Source organism: Acinetobacter defluvii (assembly GCF_001704615.3).
Lineage (GTDB): Bacteria > Pseudomonadota > Gammaproteobacteria > Pseudomonadales > Moraxellaceae > Acinetobacter > Acinetobacter defluvii.
Genome location: NZ_CP029397.2, coordinates 83,500 through 102,399, shown reverse-complemented (window position 1 = coordinate 102,399; position 18,900 = coordinate 83,500). Strand labels below are relative to the sequence as shown.

At 40.4% G+C, this 18,900-nt stretch carries 5 protein-coding genes; 1 reads left to right on the top strand and 4 read right to left on the bottom strand.

Annotated features, from left to right (window positions below):
* Positions 1–31: 31 nt before the first annotated feature.
* The 4 genes from DJ533_RS18775 to DJ533_RS02815 all read right to left on the bottom strand — a co-directional run bounded on the left by DJ533_RS18775 (position 32) and on the right by DJ533_RS02815 (position 17,843).
* Positions 32–12,424: an Ig-like domain-containing protein gene (locus tag DJ533_RS18775; RefSeq protein WP_215900544.1), complete on the bottom strand. Its 12,393-nt coding sequence runs from the start codon at positions 12,422–12,424 to the stop codon at positions 32–34.
* Between the two features lie 522 nt (positions 12,425–12,946).
* Positions 12,947–14,182 (bottom strand): HlyD family type I secretion periplasmic adaptor subunit, encoded by a 1,236-nt coding sequence (locus DJ533_RS02825; protein WP_065995403.1) that lies wholly within the window; start codon positions 14,180–14,182, stop codon positions 12,947–12,949.
* Complete coding sequence (locus tag DJ533_RS02820) at positions 14,179–16,308, bottom strand: type I secretion system permease/ATPase (RefSeq protein ID WP_065995402.1); 2,130 nt, start codon at positions 16,306–16,308, stop codon at positions 14,179–14,181. The genes DJ533_RS02825 and DJ533_RS02820 overlap by 4 nt, the downstream gene beginning before the upstream one ends.
* Positions 16,305–17,843 (bottom strand): TolC family protein, encoded by a 1,539-nt coding sequence (locus tag DJ533_RS02815; RefSeq protein ID WP_065995401.1) that lies wholly within the window; start codon positions 17,841–17,843, stop codon positions 16,305–16,307. Before DJ533_RS02815 ends, DJ533_RS02820 begins: the two co-directional genes overlap by 4 nt.
* A gap of 582 nt (positions 17,844–18,425) precedes the next feature.
* On the opposite strand from DJ533_RS02815, the gene DJ533_RS02810 reads away from it, so the two are divergent.
* Positions 18,426–18,881, top strand: coding sequence for a DUF523 domain-containing protein (locus DJ533_RS02810; RefSeq protein ID WP_065995400.1), 456 nt, complete (start codon positions 18,426–18,428; stop codon positions 18,879–18,881).
* Positions 18,882–18,900 lie beyond the last annotated feature (19 nt).

Sequence of the window (18,900 nt, the reverse complement as noted above, 5' to 3'; positions counted from 1 at the left end):
TTTCGACCCTCTTTTTCTATTTAGCGATAAATTAAAATAATTGACCGTTATTAATCAATTGATCTAATAACTCATCAGTTTTTGTGACACCCTGTAAAACAAGCAACTCTGTTGGGTTATAAGTTGTATTGTCTGCTGAACCATCACGATCAATAGATAAAATCGTATTGCCCTGACCATCATCTTTCACACTGATATAATCTTTTAAATCAGTGCTACTTCCTGACAATAAAGCACTGATATTGATCATATCTGCATCAGCATCAGTTTTCACATCACCAACATGGAAATCCGTCCATGTATCTATACCATTACCACCTGTTGCATCAAAGCTTTCTAACAATTCAAAAATCAAGAGGTCATGTCCTGCGCCACCTGAGATTTGATCATTACCCGCACCTGCAATAATAAGATCATCACCTGCACCTGCATCGATGACATCATCACCATTACCACCTCGGATTAAGTCATCACCTGAACCTGATTTAATGATGTCATTGCCATCCATCCCATAGATACGCAAACTTTCTGTTGAAAGTGAGTGATCAAGCATATTTGCTTGTTGATCACCTTCAATAATATTTTTCGCAGCACTATTGAATGACTGTGCATTGAGAAGATTTAAGCCTAACAATTGTGCAACATCACTTGAACTTGAAGCACCTTGTGTATCCGTTGCAGTGATTTGAATGCTATTAATAACATCAAGATTCAGCACACTACCTGTCAGTAATGTCCCTCCTTGTGCTGTCAGATAAATACTACTTAATAATTCATTCACTGCAAGATTATCAATTTTGCCACCATCAATTGCAGTAATGGTCAATGTTGAACTTGGTGCAATCAAACCTAAAAGACCATCATCATTTCTCAAGACAATTTTGAGTCCAAGTTCCGCTGCAAGTGTTTCCGAAGCATGTAGTTCTAAAGGTGTTAGACTGACAGTAATAATTGGTTGATATTTCACTTCAACTTTTTCTAAGTTGTTGTTTTCATCATACGCTGTTAGATATTGGTCACTTAAATTAATCAGCCCCAAAGCATCCAAATTAATTAATCCAAGTAAACTCCCCACTTTCGCTTGTGTTACAGGTGCTACATTGTTCGGATCAAACTCTTGATCTGGAATATTTGAGGTGTCAATCGAAGATTCACCCGTATTGACCACATCACCATCAGCATCTACGACCTCTGCTGAGATATTAATATTCTGATCTGTTAATGCACTTGCATCAAACTCAGCAGAATCTACAACCAGTTTACCTGTATTCAGCAGCTCACTGATGATTTGTTGATCATTAGAATATTTAGAAACCAGATCAACACCTTCTAACACAATGATTTGATCTGTCTTACCTGCAAGTGTGTCATTGTATCCACCGATATAATGACCCTGAGTACTGATATGAATTTCTGTACTCACCGTTCCATCAGCATTTGAGATCAATACAAAATGTAAATAGTTGGTTAAATTACCTGTACTTGAACCGATACGCCCTTCACCTTTGAGCAGACCAGATAGATCTAAAATGTCCCCACCTGAACGAATGGCTGAGGTATTAAAATCAAGCACCGTATCTCTACTAATACCCACCTGACCTTGATCAGGAATTTGGTCGTCTGCTTCCCACTTAAATACATCACTGAATTGTTGGGTAGGATCTGCAAGATCATCACCTACAAGAGTGTCATTGCCTCGACCACCGATCAAAATATCACGCCCAACCCCACCTTCGAGTCGGTCAATGCCTGCACCACCACGTAATAAGTCATTACCTGTCAAACCATATAAAGTATCATTACCTGCATAACCATATAATCGGTCATCTTTTGATAACTCACTTTGATCTCCAGAAATTATATTATCTGCTGCTGTTCCCTCTTGTAGAATACCTGAACTTTGTAATTTAACTAATTCACCTAAACCTGCGAGTACACCGACATCTGCGACATTTACAGTAGTATCTGAACCTTGTGAACCATTTTGATCTGTTGCAGTAATGCCTTCACCTGCGAGTAACTTGACATCCAAAATTTGTCCTAATCCTGAAACAAGTTTCACAGTACCTAAAAACTCATTTAAACGATCTAGATCCATCACACCATTTTTAGAGGTAATCGTGATTTGTGCAGGCGTAATCAACACTGCTGCTATAGTTTTGATCTCAAAACCAAACTCATCTGCTAAAGCTTTAGAGTATTGATAATGTAAACCTAAATCTAAGTTGAGTAAGGCAGCCTTATTAATCACAACCTTAGTGATATTATTGTTCACATCATTCACGGTATAAAGCTGACTACTACTTAAATCAATCAGACCTGCAACATTGAGATTCGCAGTACCGAGCAATCCCCCTTTATTACCTAAGTTCGCCATTGGTTTTTCATTTTGCTCAGGTGTGACTGTAATACCATTTGCAGCAACTTCATACGCACCCGTCTGCATATCTACAGTCACTGTATTACCATGTACTGTTGTTACAGTAAGGAGTTTTGTGCTGTCTGAATAACTATATGCATAAATGTTATCTGCATTACCGTACTGCTGAACAGTATTACTTGCTGCATCAAAGACATAAGTATTGCCTTCGATCGTCACTGCTTGTAGATGTCCACCGTCTATACCAAAACTCTCAACCAGTTGACCATTTACAACACCAACCTCCGTTAAATCCACTGTCATTGGGGCAGAAACAACAGGCACATCATCATGAATCACGACATTTAACTTACCATTCGTTACGCCTGTCGCATTGGTTAATTCAAATGGAATCTCAATCGTTTCAAGATTTTCAACCAAATGATCCGCGCCTTTGGTCATGGTAACAGTATAAGCACCTGTGATACTGTCCACTGTAATCTCTAGCGTTGCTTGAGATTCACCTGCAATCGTTCCTGTTAATGTTTGACCATCTGCAGAAACTGTCCATACCAAATCTTCACCCGAAAACTTGGTTGTTGTATTGGTTGGTTCAAGTAGTTTGACCTCTGTACCAACGCCAATCGCTAACTGACCTTGCACCGTTGGATAAGTTGTCACTAATTGTTGAATAATATTTCCATTGATATCTTTAACTGGATCACCATGAGCATCCAACAAATCAACCAACTCAACTTTATAATCAGCTTCTTTTAATTCTGCTGTTTGTGATAAATCAACAATTAAGTTTTTCTCGACTGTGGTGAGGTTACCAGCAGCATCGGTAGCATTTACCTCCACTAGATATTGACCTGAACCTAAACCATTCAAGTCCGCTTGTGGAATCGTTAACGTCCATTTTCCATCTGCACCAATGTTTGCAGAATCAACTGGATAATCTTTACCGTTAAACGTTACAACCAATGTTGGCATTGGATCTTCGACTGAAACTGTACCCGAAATTGTAAGATCTGAACGTGCTTCTACTGCATCTAGTACATCATTTCCTGCAATCAGATCCAGTTTCACCACTAGTGCGACAGTATCAACCACCAAGTCAACTTTTGCAGCATCGGATGGATTACCCGCTTTATCTGTTTCAGTGACTTGTAGACGATGTACACCATCAACCAATGGTGTGGTCAAATCTACACTCCATGTACCATCTGCTTTCACGACTGTTGTCGCAATAATATGCCCTTGCATATCTTGAATCGTAATAATATTGCCAATCTCTTGCCCTTTACCCGAAATAGTTGGCAAGTTGTCATTGGTATGGTTTTTAATCAACTGATTATTACTATCTACTGCATATAAATCTTGTGCTGTACCTATCTCACCCAATGCATTGATATTATCTGTGATCACAATGTCAGTTGGTGCTGAAGGTGCGATCAAATCTGTTGTAAATGTTCGCGTGGTTAATGGGTTACTAGAAGTCAGTTCATCATAGACTTCTATGGTATATGTTTTTCCATGCTCTAAGGTAGAAACAAAGGAATTTGGTAAATCAACAGACCAGTTTGTATCATTCGTAACACGTAAATAATTAACAAGAGTTCCTAACTGTATAGTTTGCCCAGAACTGTCTTTGATATAGAGATATGAAGAATTATCTAAGAAAGACTTATCAGCAAATGTTCCTAAAATTTTTACTGTACCTAAGTCTTTTTCAGCAATATTAATAATATCGTCACCAGTGACTGGAGCAATTGCTATTGACTCACCTTTCACTAAGTCGACATTATGGCTTACATTACCTGATTGATTTCCAGCACGATCTGTTGTAAACGCAGTAATGTTAGATGTGATTAAACCTGATGAAGGGAATGCTGGTATCTCACTTTGTGTAAATGATGCACTCCATTCACCAGAAGCATCTGTCATCACTGACTTTTCTGTATTACCCCATTTCACAGTCACTGTTGAATAAGGTTCAGCAGTACCAGTCACCACTTCACCATCGACAGCTTCAGCAGATGAAACTTTATCATCACCAGCAACAGTCTTAATCACAGGATTTTCAGGCGCTTGAGTATCTATATTTAATACAAAATCATTCGATTGAAGTGATGGATTACCTGCTTCATCTAAAGCAATCGCATTAATAATGTACTGTCCATCTAGTAGTGCATTGGCAACAGGTAGCTCAAATGACCATTCACCATTTGTCACGGCGACAATGTATTTTTCACCATTAATCGTCAGTACAACCTTAACAGCCTCAGCTGGTGCATGTCCTTTTAGAATTGGTGTTGTATCATTGGTAAATGCACCATTTTCCAAATTTGTTACAGGTGTATCTCCATTGTCTTCTGCACCTAGAATCACTGGTGCAGCAGGTACTTCTGTATCTATTTCAAATGAACCACTGCCGATTGGCTGTTCTTCACTGACATTACCTGCTTTATCTGTTTGACGTAAAACAATGTCTTCTCTGTTGTATGAACCATCAGCTAAAGGAATGATATTTCGAGCATCACCGATCGTCCAAGTGCTTCCACCATCAAGTGAATATTCCCAAGAACTCAATTCTGACTCTAAACCACTCACCTTGAGTTGATTATTGTCTTTGCCTACTCCTAAAGCTGCTGTAGGTGCATCTGGTCGTGTCAAATCAATTGTCACCGCATCAAGTTTCGTGATCACTTGATTGCCTGCAGCATCCACTTGCATGATTTGTACATCATCTTTGGCAAATGTTTTCGAAACATCTGTTAATTCAAAACGACCACCTGTAAATTCAGTCCATGTCACGCCAGCATCTAAAGAGTAGAATTGTTGAGTACCAGATTCTATGCCTGATACACTGATTGTTGCATCATTGGTATAACGGTCTTTATTTGAAATACCCGTATCTACTAAGCTTTCTGTTAATTGACGTGGTGTAGAGGTATCAATTGTAATTGCTTGCGTATTACTTGTTTCACTGATATTACCAGCTACATCTTCAACTTTGATCACAATCGAACCAGATGCATAAGCGCCATCTTTTAAATTAAAGCTCGTGCCTGTACCTAGCGTCCAATCTTTTCCACCATTGGTTGAATAAGACCATGTTGCATCTGTATCAAGATCTTTGATATTCACTTGTGAATTTGACGTAATACCATCATTGTCGGTGCCCACTACTGTATTAACATCAACTATGGCAAATGTATCACTGTCTAATTCCAATGTTGGTGTTGTAATTTGTGTATCAATCTCAATTTCAAAAATTTGACCATTGACTACAATTTCAAACTGACCATCTGCTAACTCAATCGCAGGTGCTTTGGCTAAATCAAGCAACCATGTTCCATCAGCAGTTACAGGGACTTGAAGAGTATGCAATGTGCCAGAAGCATTTTGAATCACGACTGCAACATCTGTACCAAATTCACCTGTTCCAACCAATGTTGGCGATTTATCATTGCTAATACCGCCGCTTACAATCATTTCATTATTGGCAGCACTACTGTCATATTCAGGATTTTGACCTGTAGATTCCACATTATCAAATACAGCAATGAGTTTGACTGGACGCGATAGACCAAAGCCGTTGCTAGCATCAAACTGACTTTCTCTACCTGCATTTCCAGCAAGATCTGAATAAACAGCATCAGTAATTGTGATACTTGGTGCTTCAGAACCTTCTTGTATAAATGTGGCAGTCCAAGTGTTCTCATTTACTTTGTTAAAGTTAGATAACTTACCACCAACTACAATCAGGTCAGCTTCTTCAAAACCATCCACAGCTTCACTGAAATTAAACGTAATTTCTGTTGTTCCACCTTCTATCACTGTTTTTGGATTTGCACTGATCTCTAATGTTGGTGCAACAGTATCTACCGTTACAGTCAAGCTGCTTTCATCAACATTACCTTCTGCATCGGTATGACTGACTTGAATTGTGTTTTCGCCTTCTTGTACAACGACATCAACGCTGAGTTTGCCTACATCAAGTTCTGCTTGCGTTAAGCTGTAATCTTGTCCATCGACTGTGATCACATCACCCACTTTAGCATCTGTACCTAAAACAATATCAACTTTGACACTTTGATCTGTACCAAGTTCTTCTTTGTTGATCTTGCCATCTGTATTGGTGTCTTCGCCTTGTGCCAAGCTCACATCTGCAACAACATCTGCTGCAACAGTATCTACCGTTACAGTCAAGCTGCTTTCATCAACATTACCTTCTGCATCGGTATGACTGACTTGAATTGTGTTTTCGCCTTCTTGTACAACGACATCAACGCTGAGTTTGCCTGCATCCAGTTCTGCTTGCGTTAAGCTGTAATCTTGTCCATCGACGGTGATCACATCACCCACTTTGGCATCTGTACCTAAAACAATATCAACTTTGACACTTTGATCTGTACCAAGTTCTTCTTTGTTGATCTTGCCATCTGTATTGGTGTCTTCGCCTTGTGCCAAGCTCACATCTGCAACAACATCTGCTGCAACAGTATCTACCGTTACAGTCAAGCTGCTTTCATCAACATTACCTTCTGCATCGGTATGGCTGACTTGAATTGTGTTTTCGCCTTCTTGTACAACGACATCAACGCTGAGTTTGCCTACATCAAGTTCTGCTTGCGTTAAGCTGTAATCTTGTCCATCGACGGTGATCACATCACCCACTTTAGCATCTGTACCTAAAACAATATCAACTTTGACACTTTGATCTGTACCAAGTTCTTCTTTGTTGACCTTGCCATCTGTATTGGTGTCTTCGCCTTGTGCCAAGCTCACATCTGCAACAACATCTGCTGCAACAGTATCTACCGTTACAGTCAAGCTGCTTTCATCAACATTACCTTCTGCATCGGTATGACTGACTTGAATTGTGTTTTCGCCTTCTTGTACAACGACATCAACGCTGAGTTTGCCTGCATCAAGTTCTGCTTGCGTTAAGCTGTAATCTTGTCCATCGACGGTGATCACATCACCCACTTTGGCATCTGTACCTAAAACAATATCAACTTTGACACTTTGATCTGTACCAAGTTCTTCTTTGTTGATCTTGCCATCTGTATTGGTGTCTTCGCCTTGTGCCAAGCTCACATCTGCAACAACATCTGCTGCAACCGTATCTACCGTGATAGTCAAGCTGCTTTCATCAACATTACCTTCTGCATCGGTGTGGCTGACTTGAATTGTGTTTTCGCCTTCTTGTACAACGACATCAACGCTGAGTTTGCCTGCATCCAGTTCTGCTTGCGTTAAGCTGTAATCTTGTCCATCGACTGTGATCACATCACCCACTTTGGCATCTGTACCTAAAACAATATCAACTTTGACACTTTGATCTGTACCAAGTTCTTCTTTGTTGATCTTGCCATCTGTATTGGTGTCTTCGCCTTGTGCCAAGCTCACATCTGCAACAACATCTGCTGCAACCGTATCTACCGTTACAGTCAAGCTGCTTTCATCAACATTACCTTCTGCATCGGTATGGCTGACTTGAATTGTGTTTTCACCTTCTTGTACAACGACATCAACGCTGAGTTTGCCTACATCAAGTTCTGCTTGCGTTAAGCTGTAATCTTGTCCATCGACTGTGATCACATCACCCACTTTAGCATCTGTACCTAAAACAATATCAACTTTGACACTTTGATCTGTACCAAGTTCTTCTTTGTTGACCTTGCCATCTGTATTGGTGTCTTCGCCTTGTGCCAAGCTCACATCTGCAACAACATCTGCTGCAACAGTATCTACCGTTACAGTCAAGCTGCTTTCATCAACATTACCTTCTGCATCGGTATGACTGACTTGAATTGTGTTTTCGCCTTCTTGTACAACGACATCAACGCTGAGTTTGCCTGCATCCAGTTCTGCTTGCGTTAAGCTGTAATCTTGTCCATCGACGGTGATCACATCACCCACTTTGGCATCTGTACCTAAAACAATATCAACTTTGACACTTTGATCTGTACCAAGTTCTTCTTTGTTGATCTTGCCATCTGTATTGGTGTCTTCGCCTTGTGCCAAGCTCACATCTGCAACAACATCTGCTGCAACAGTATCTACCGTTACAGTCAAGCTGCTTTCATCAACATTACCTTCTGCATCGGTATGGCTGACTTGAATTGTGTTTTCGCCTTCTTGTACAACGACATCAACGCTGAGTTTGCCTGCATCCAGTTCTGCTTGCGTTAAGCTGTAATCTTGTCCATCGACTGTGATCACATCACCCACTTTGGCATCTGTACCTAAAACAATATCAACTTTGACACTTTGATCTGTACCAAGTTCTTCTTTGTTGATCTTGCCATCTGTATTGGTGTCTTCGCCTTGTGCCAAGCTCACATCTGCAACAACATCTGCTGCAACAGTATCTACCGTTACAGTCAAGCTGCTTTCATCAACATTACCTTCTGCATCGGTATGGCTGACTTGAATTGTGTTTTCGCCTTCTTGTACAACGACATCAACGCTGAGTTTGCCTACATCAAGTTCTGCTTGCGTTAAGCTGTAATCTTGTCCATCGACTGTGATCACATCACCCACTTTAGCATCTGTACCTAAAACAATATCAACTTTGACACTTTGATCTGTACCAAGTTCTTCTTTGTTGATCTTGCCATCTGTATTGGTGTCTTCGCCTTGTGCCAAGCTCACATCTGCAACAACATCTGCTGCAACAGTATCTACCGTTACAGTCAAGCTGCTTTCATCAACATTACCTTCTGCATCGGTATGGCTGACTTGAATTGTGTTTTCGCCTTCTTGTACAACGACATCAACGCTGAGTTTGCCTACATCAAGTTCTGCTTGCGTTAAGCTGTAATCTTGTCCATCGACTGTGATCACATCACCCACTTTAGCATCTGTACCTAAAACAATATCAACTTTGACACTTTGATCTGTACCAAGTTCTTCTTTGTTGATCTTGCCATCTGTATTGGTGTCTTCGCCTTGTGCCAAGGCTATATGATCAATTACATCACTTGTTGATCCTGTTTCACCGGTAGAGCCAGTTTCGCCAGTAGATCCAGTTTCACCGGTAGCGCCAGTTTCGCCAGTAGATCCAGTTTCGCCGGTAGCGCCAGTTTCACCGGTAGAGCCAGTTTCGCCGGTAGATCCAGTCTCGCCTGTAGATCCAGTTTCACCGGTAGATCCAGTTTCACCGGTAGAGCCAGTTTCGCCGGTAGCGCCAGTTTCGCCGGTAGCGCCAGTTTCGCCAGTAGATCCAGTTTCGCCGGTAGAGCCAGTTTCGCCGGTAGAGCCAGTTTCACCGGTAGAGCCAGTTTCACCGGTAGCGCCAGTTTCGCCAGTAGATCCAGTTTCGCCGGTAGCGCCAGTTTCACCGGTAGAGCCAGTTTCGCCGGTAGATCCAGTCTCGCCTGTAGCGCCAGTTTCGCCGGTAGCGCCAGTTTCGCCAATAGATCCAGTTTCGCCGGTAGAGCCAGTTTCGCCAGTAGAGCCAGTTTCACCGGTAGAGCCAGTTTCGCCAGTAGAGCCAGTTTCACCCGTTGATCCTGTTTCACCGGTAGATCCAGTTTCACCCGTTGATCCTGTTTCACCGGTAGATCCAGTTTCGCCAGTAGAGCCAGTTTCACCGGTAGAGCCAGTTTCGCCAGTAGAGCCAGTTTCGCCGGTAGAGCCAGTTTCACCCGTAGAGCCAGTTTCGCCAGTAGAGCCAGTTTCACCGGTAGAGCCAGTTTCGCCGGTAGAGCCAGTTTCGCCAGTAGAGCCAGTTTCACCAGTAGATCCGGTTTCACCAGTTGATCCAGTTTCGCCGGTAGAGCCAGTCTCGCCTGTTGATCCAGTTTCACCAGTTGATCCAGTTTCACCCGTAGAGCCGGTCTCTCCAGTCTCGCCAGTAGGTCCGGTTTCAACCGTAGAGCCAGTTTCGCCGGTAGAGCCAGTTTCACCGGTAGAGCCAGTTTCACCGGTAGAGCCGGTCTCTCCAGTCTCGCCAGTAGGTCCGGTTTCACCCGTAGAGCCAGTTTCGCCGGTAGAGCCAGTCTCGCCTGTTGAGCCAGTTTCACCGGTAGAGCCAGTTTCGCCGGTAGAGCCAGTTTCACCGGTAGAGCCAGTCTCGCCTGTTGATCCAGTTTCGCCGGTAGAGCCAGTTTCACCGGTAGAGCCAGTTTCGCCAGTAGAGCCAGTTTCGCCCGTTGATCCGGTTTCGCCAGTAGAGCCAGTTTCACCGGTAGAGCCAGTTTCGCCAGTAGAGCCAGTTTCACCCGTAGAGCCAGTTTCGCCGGTAGAGCCAGTTTCACCAGTAGAGCCAGTTTCACCGGTAGAGCCAGTTTCACCGGTAGAGCCAGTTTCGCCGGTAGAGCCAGTTTCGCCGGTAGAGCCAGTTTCACCGGTAGAGCCAGTTTCGCCAGTAGAGCCAGTTTCGCCGGTAGATCCAGTTTCACCAGTAGATCCGGTTTCACCAGTAGAGCCAGTTTCACCGGTAGAGCCAGTTTCACCAGTAGAGCCAGTCTCGCCTGTTGATCCAGTTTCACCGGTAGAGCCAGTTTCACCGGTAGATCCGGTTTCGCCGGTAGAGCCAGTTTCGCCAGTAGAGCCAGTTTCACCGGTAGATCCGGTTTCGCCAGTAGAGCCAGTTTCGCCCGTTGATCCGGTTTCGCCGGTAGAGCCAGTTTCGCCAGTAGAGCCAGTTTCACCGGTAGATCCGGTTTCGCCAGTAGAGCCAGTTTCACCGGTAGAGCCAGTTTCGCCAGTAGAGCCAGTTTCACCGGTAGAGCCAGTTTCGCCAGTAGAGCCAGTTTCGCCGGTAGAGCCAGTTTCACCGGTAGAGCCAGTTTCGCCAGTAGATCCGGTCTCACCAGTAGGTCCGGTTTCACCGGTAGATCCATTCACATCAGGTGCGGTAACTTCTGTTTTATCTGATACATTGCCTGAAGGGTCTTTGGCGGTAACCTCTACCTTTTCACCATTGGTTAAAGGTTCTTCTAATTCAACAGTGAAATTACCATCTTGATCGGCTGTACCTGAACCTAGAACATTCCCATCTTTGTCTTTGATTTCAACTGTAGCGCCTGCTTCAGCTTTTCCTGTCACCGTTGTGCCGTCTGCACTGATCACTACATCTGTGGGTGCATCTGGAGCAGTCGTATCAGGTGCGGTAACTTCTGTTTTATCTGATACATTGCCTGAAGGGTCTTTGGCGGTAACCTCTACCTTTTCACCATTGGTTAAAGGTTCTTCTAATTCAACAGTGAAATTACCATCTTGATCGGCTGTACCTGAACCTAGAACATTCCCATCTTTGTCTTTGATTTCAACTGTAGCGCCTGCTTCAGCTTTTCCTGTCACCGTTGTGCCGTCTGCACTGATCACCACATCTGTGGGTGCATCTGGAGCAGTCGTATCAGGTGCGGTAACTTCTGTTTTATCTGATACATTGCCTGAAGGGTCTTTGGCGGTAACCTCTACCTTTTCACCATTGGTTAAAGGTTCTTCTAATTCAACAGTGAAATTACCATCTTGATCGGCTGTACCTGAACCTAGAACATTCCCATCTTTGTCTTTGATTTCAACTGTAGCGCCTGCTTCAGCTTTTCCTGTCACCGTTGTGCCGTCTGCACTGATCACTACATCTGTGGGTGCATCTGGAGCAGTCGTATCTTGATTGTTATAATTTTTCTCATGATCAGAGTTGTTTGCAATCCATGCTCCTGTAGCAATTGCACCAGCTACACCTGCTGCAAAAGGCAATACTCCTGTGGCATCCTCGTATAGCAAAGGTTCAATCCGCTCAAGACCAGCATAATTAATAGTATCTAATGCAACATGATTTAAATCATTAAATTGCACCCAAAGTAACTCATTATTATTTTCTAGAACTAAGCTATTATCTAAAACAAAGAAGTTTTCAATTTGAATTACTTCACCGTTTTTTAAAGTAACAATTAAATGATTACCATTTTTTTCAATATTCTGTATTTCTTCTTTACGACATTTTAATACAACAACAGAAGATTCATTTAAAGAAAAACTTGGATTCGTAATATCAATTGAATTCCATGTGTGTTTAGACACTACTGATATATTAAGCATTTTAAAATCACCGTTATCAGTTAAGCACTGACTAAAAAAATATTTTAAAATGTTAGCATAATATTTTTATATTAAAATCACACAAAAAAAATACCAATTTAATATAAATTAACAAACAGTTAAAAAATATTAATATTAATATTAATATTTTATAAAATACATTTGTAAAATATTAAATATTTATGAAAATTTTTAAATAAATATTTATATATTTATCAATAATTTACTCTCAATTAAAACCTTAAAAAGGTTAATGGTATTAGATTAATTTAAAAATCTTTAAAATTTAAATTAAATATTATTTTTTCAATTATTTACACTTTTTTAAATCAAATAATTATGTGAGCAATTATACATTTTTATGCAAATAATAAAACCACTACAAATATATTTTTTATTATGCATAATTTTTATTAATAATATATTTACATTTAAATACTGACTTATGCTTTACCGATATATTAAACATAAAAAAAGCCAGCATTAAATGCTGACTTTTCTTTTAAAAATATCCTGCTTTATTTATCTTTCTCTGAGCGCTTCTTGGGCTTTATTAAATGGTTTTAATAAATATTCCATAATGGTTTTTTGCCCAGTACGAATATCAACTGTTGCAACCATACCTGGCGTAATGGCAAAGCTTTGTCCTGCTTTATTAACCAATTTATCAGCATCAGTACGGATATATACTCGATAATAGAACTGATCTTGTTTGACTTCATCACGTATTGTATCCGGGGAAATCACCACGACTTTACCGTCTAATCCACCATAAATTGAATAATCATACGCTGTAATTTTGACTAAAGCAGCTTGCCCAGGATGGATAAACGCAATATCACGTGGAGAAATACGTGCTTCAATCAGTAGTTTTTCATCCAAAGGCACTAAGGTCATCAGTTTACCATTTTGTGGAATGACACCCCCAATGGTCGTAATCGCTAACTCTTTCACTACCCCACGTACAGGTGCATAAAATACAGAACGTTTGACTGAGTCATTTCGACCAGTCACTACTTGTTGTAAAGACTTAATATCGGCATTGGCTTTGGCGAGTTCTTCCCGTGCTTTCACATAATAATCATTACGCTTGTCATTGATTTGATTTTCAAAATTATTAATATCTCGTTTTAAACGCAATACTTCAACTTCTGATGCAGCGCCTTTGGCTACCAAAGGTTCTGTCATCTGTAATTCATTTTGCACCAAAGATAAGGCATGGCGTAAACCTGCAATCGACTCCTCCAAATTTGAACGTCTAGAGGTATAAAGTGCTGTTTCTTCATTCACCAAATTTGGAATATCGCGCACTTCTTTTGGAAAGCTTAAACGTGTGCCATTCACTTCAGCTTCTAAACGTGCTGCCGTTGCCTGCATCGCACGTAGTTTACTTAAACTTTCACCGACTTGTGATTCAAAACGAGTCGGATCGATTTGTGCAAGGATTTGCCCTTTTTCAACAATATCACCCTCTTTCACTTCAAGTTTAGTCACCACGCCACCATCTAAAGACTGAATGGTTTGTTCTTTTGATGATGGGATCACTTTACCTGTACCTGTCGAAACTTCTTCGAGTTTGAACATACATGCCCAAACAATAAAAGCAGCCAAACCAAGCGCCACAATCCAAATGACTAAACTAGCTTTGGGTAGAGGAGGCTCAGAAAATTTGAGTGCAGAAGGATTACTTGGACGCTTTAATGTATCGAAGCCATTGTCTTGTTTTGTATTATTTTCAGGTAATTGTGCTGAACTCATACTGAAGTGCCTCCTGCATTATTTTGATGCGGATTCAAAATTTCATCACGAGGACCATCTTTCACAATTTTTCCATCATGAATCACAATAATACGATCGACCAACTGCAATACCGCAGGGCGATGGGTCGCTACAATCAAGGTACGATGTGCCGCCCATTGCTTTAAATGCTCAATCAAACTCCGTTCAGACACATCATCCAATGCGGCAGTAGGCTCATCAAGCAGTAAAATATTTGGATTACGTAAAATTGAACGTGTTAATAACAAAGATTGGCGTTGACCACCCGAAAAGCCTGTACCACCTTCTAAAACAATATGATCCAAACCTTCTTTTTTCTGTTCCACAATATCGAGTGCATTGGTTATTTTTAAAGCATTAAGAATGTCTTGATCAGTGGCTAATGGTGCGCCCAAAGTTAAATTTTCACGAATCGTCCCGTAAAAAAGTTGTGCATTTTGATTCAACAACGTCATATCACGGCGAATATCATCAGGATCAATCAACGATTGATCTACCCCATCAAGGCTGATTTTACCTTGCTCAGGAATTTGCATACCTGCCAAAAGCTGTAATAAAGTTGATTTTCCTGCACCATTACGACCTAAAATCGCAATTTTCTCCCCTGCATTAATTTTGAGTTGAGGAATCACCAAAGAAGGACGAGGGTCATCTTCAGTATATTTGAACACCACCCCTTTAAACTCATAATTACCTAAAATCACTTTACGATGAATCAGTTGTGCACGATCAGGACGATCCACAGGTTTTTTCATTAACTCATCTAAACCTTGTTTTGCTACTTTGGCTTGCTGCCAACGTCCTAATACACCTGTAATTTGTGCAATCGGGCCAAGCATACGTGATGATAAAATCGAACATGCCACCAATGCCCCTGTAGTCATATCACCTTTCATTACGGCAAAACACCCCACTAACACTACAATGGCATAAGTCAGACCTTGGATTTTTTGCGTCCAGGCATTGAGCCAACCCGTAATTTTACGTTGTCGCATACTGATGTCCGCAGACACTTCATTCATGTGATTCCATTGATTTTGAAATCGAGCTTCGGCACGTAATAATTTAATATCTTCAATACCCTGTACCGCTTCAACCAAAATCGCATTACGGATTGCCCCTTCACGCATACCTTCTTGAGCAAGTTGAGCCAGTTTTTTTTGTGCCAAAATTCCTGGAATAACCATGAGTGGGACAACAACCAACATCACCCAAAAAAGATTGCCCCCAATAATCCAGAAAATCGCAAGGAATAATAAGAAAAATGGTAAATCTGCCATTGCACTGATGGTAGTCGAAGTCACCAACTCACGTACGCCTTCTAATTCACGAATCTGTGAAATAAAAGAACCTGTTGATTTAGAGCGGTCTTTATTACGAATACGCAACGCATGCCCGAAGACACGATCTGATATTTTTAAATCCGCACGTTTACCAATAATATCCGACAAATACACCCGTGCCACACGCAACGTAAATTCAAAAATAGCAGCGATCAGCACACCACCTGCCAATACCCATAAAGTCGGAATCGACTGCGAAGGCACGACACGGTCATAGACTTGCATCGAAAAGATAATGGTTGCCAATGCCAAAATATTGGCCACCATGGATGCGAGCATGATATCGGTATAACGCTTCCAATCTTTGAGGACAATATCCCAAAACCAACTTTGCTCATAAGGCTTAATATATTCATCCACACGTGCATCGGGAATAGAGCTTTCAGGTCGGAAAATAAAAATCTGTTTGGCATTTTCCTGCAATGCTTTGAGATCAAATGTTTGTGATAAGCCCTGATCACCACTGAGCTGCAAACTGGCATTACCTTGTTGGTCGACCTTTTCAATCACAGCTACTTGACCATCTTGAAACTCGATGACCACAGGTAAACGCCAAGGATTGAGTACATCCGTTGAGAACTCAGCACGGCGATAATTTAGACCCAATTGCTTGGTCACAATTTGCAATAAATCTTCAATATTCTGATACTTATTCCAATCTAATTGTAAGCGTATCTGCTCTTCTGAAGGCTGAATACGATAATGTTGAGCAACCGTTAAAATGGCTTGTAGCCAAGGCTGATAATTGAGTGTGTGGTTCATTGCTGTACTTCAAACCCTTGAATTTTCGTATTATTAAGTTGGTAAATATCTCGACTCTTACCCATTACATTGATATACATTGCCAGCATGTCATAAATATCGTAGCGAGCAGATTCACGTTCAGCCCGAGAACTATGAAAGGATTGTTCAGAACTCAACAAATCTAAAATCGAACGTTTACCCAATTTATATTGCTCTTCATATAACTCACGGGTTTTTGCTGTTGAACGTTCACGATCAATCAACACCCAAATTTGCTTGTCCATATTTTCAATATTTTCACGGGCAATTTGGCTAGAATCCATGATATTTAAATAAGTTGCATTGAGCTTAGAACGTGCCGCTTGTTCTGCATAAGTAGCTGAACGAATCTGTGAACTGACTGCACCACCTTGATAAAAATTACTACTCATTGAGATACCAATCGAGCTATCGGTATCGTCTTGTTTGCCTGTATTTGGATTTTTACCATTCAATGCCTGATTTAAAGACGCTGTCAATGAAACCGTCGGATAACGACTCAATTCTGTTTGTTTTTTCTGACTTTTGGCAACTTCAATTTCTGCTTGAGCAGCAATCATGCTAGGAATGGTATTTAATTGAGGTGTATTATAAAGATCTGATTTTTTTAAGAATTCGTCATGAATAATAAAATCTGTACGACTGACCTCAAAGCCCAATAACGTTCTCAGTTTTTGTTCTTCTTGGCGCAATTTATTTTGCTGTGTCAATAAATAGGTTTTGGCATATTCCACATAACTTTGCGCCTGCACAGGATCGGCATAGCTACTAATGCCTGCATCCGAACGCAAACGCGCAATTTCATGTAAACGGCTGACACCTTTTACTTGATCTTGAGCAATACTCAACAATACCCGATAACGTAACACGGCAATAATTGAACGTGCAGTTTGTGTCGCAATCTCATCAATATTTAACAAAACATTGGCTTGTTCGGCTTCTAATTTATTTTTCTGTGTATCAACACTCGATTTCACTTTACCAAAATCATAAAGCAATTGATTGGCTTCAACAGTGTATAACTGACGCCCGCGATCACTTGAAGTAAAATCACCCGTACTTAACCCTGCTTTTAACTGTGGATAATATTGCGCCTTCGCTACATCAATATTGGCATTTTGTGCCGCTAGATTTGCCAATGCTTGAGAAATGACAGGATTACGTTTTACCGCAATCTGTATCGCTTCTTGTAAGCTCAAACGGCTTTGGACTTCTGCTGAAGAATAAGCGTTGTTCAACACCGCAGGAGTATTAGCATCAGGACGTGCACCCACTACAGGCAATTGCTGATAAAGCGGATCAGGCTGAACTTGAAAATTAGACAACTGACTGAATTGCACCGTACTAAAAGACTCATCGGTTTTAGGACGAATTAAATTGCCTATATTGTGTTGAATATCTTGAAAATAACCAGACTGAGTTTCTGCATAAACGATACTGTTTAAACTTAGACTTAGCCCAATACAAGTACTCAATTTTTTAAGAGAAAATGTGAAATATTTCGCTTTACACATGTGTAAACTGTACCTAGAAATAATATTGAATTCTCTGTAATACTTAATCAAAATTTTCCGATGTATATTGCATATTCATCTAAAAATAAAAAACCATTTCCTGATTAAAGTTTAATATTGTAAACAGTTTAGCTCAGAGTACTTACATTGAAATCAACATCATGATTATCAATTTAAAAATCAATCCAGTAAAATCCCACCGATTAAATCATAGATTGATTAAAACAAAACCCAAACTTTAAATATTTATCAGACTTTATAAAACCAATATTCATTTATTATAAAAAATGTGATAAAAATCATAAAAAACATTGATTTACTCATCACTCTTAGAGATTATTTAATAACCAAATTTAAAAATTTTAAATACCTTACAATTCATAATTAAAAAAGTATTAATATCTACTGTTTAATTTATGATAAGAAAAAATTTATTATTTCTAAACAGTATTTTTAGACTTAAAACAGTTATTTATTTTAAATTTTTTCATTAAAATAGAATTAACAGTTTCTCAATAAAATTAATATGATCACAGCTTGATCATCAACCTTTACTTTTAATTGAAATAGAATAAATACGCTATGAAATATTTAATCAGTGCTTGTCTAGTTGGTGAAAATGTCCGTTACGATGCAAAAAACTGTTTACATCTCGCCTTAAAACAACTGATCGAACAGCAGCGAGCTATTTGTATTTGTCCTGAGATTTCAGGTGGTTTATCCACACCACGCTTAGCGGCAGAAATTCGAGGTGGCAACGGTTTTGATGTCTTGGCAGGAAAAGCACAGGTCATCACATCACACGGACAAGATGTCAGTGATGAATTTATACAGGGTGCGAAAGCAACTTTAGCATTGGCGCAACACCACCAAGTCAGCCATGTTATTTTAAAGTCCAATAGCCCCTCTTGTGGTTCAGATTTTATTTATAATGGTTCATTTACAGGAGAAAAAATTCAAGGGGTGGGCGTCACTACTGCGTTGTTACAACAGCATGGTTTTGTTGTCATGACGGAAAATGAATTTCTCAATCAATGAACCTCACCATAGAAACTTT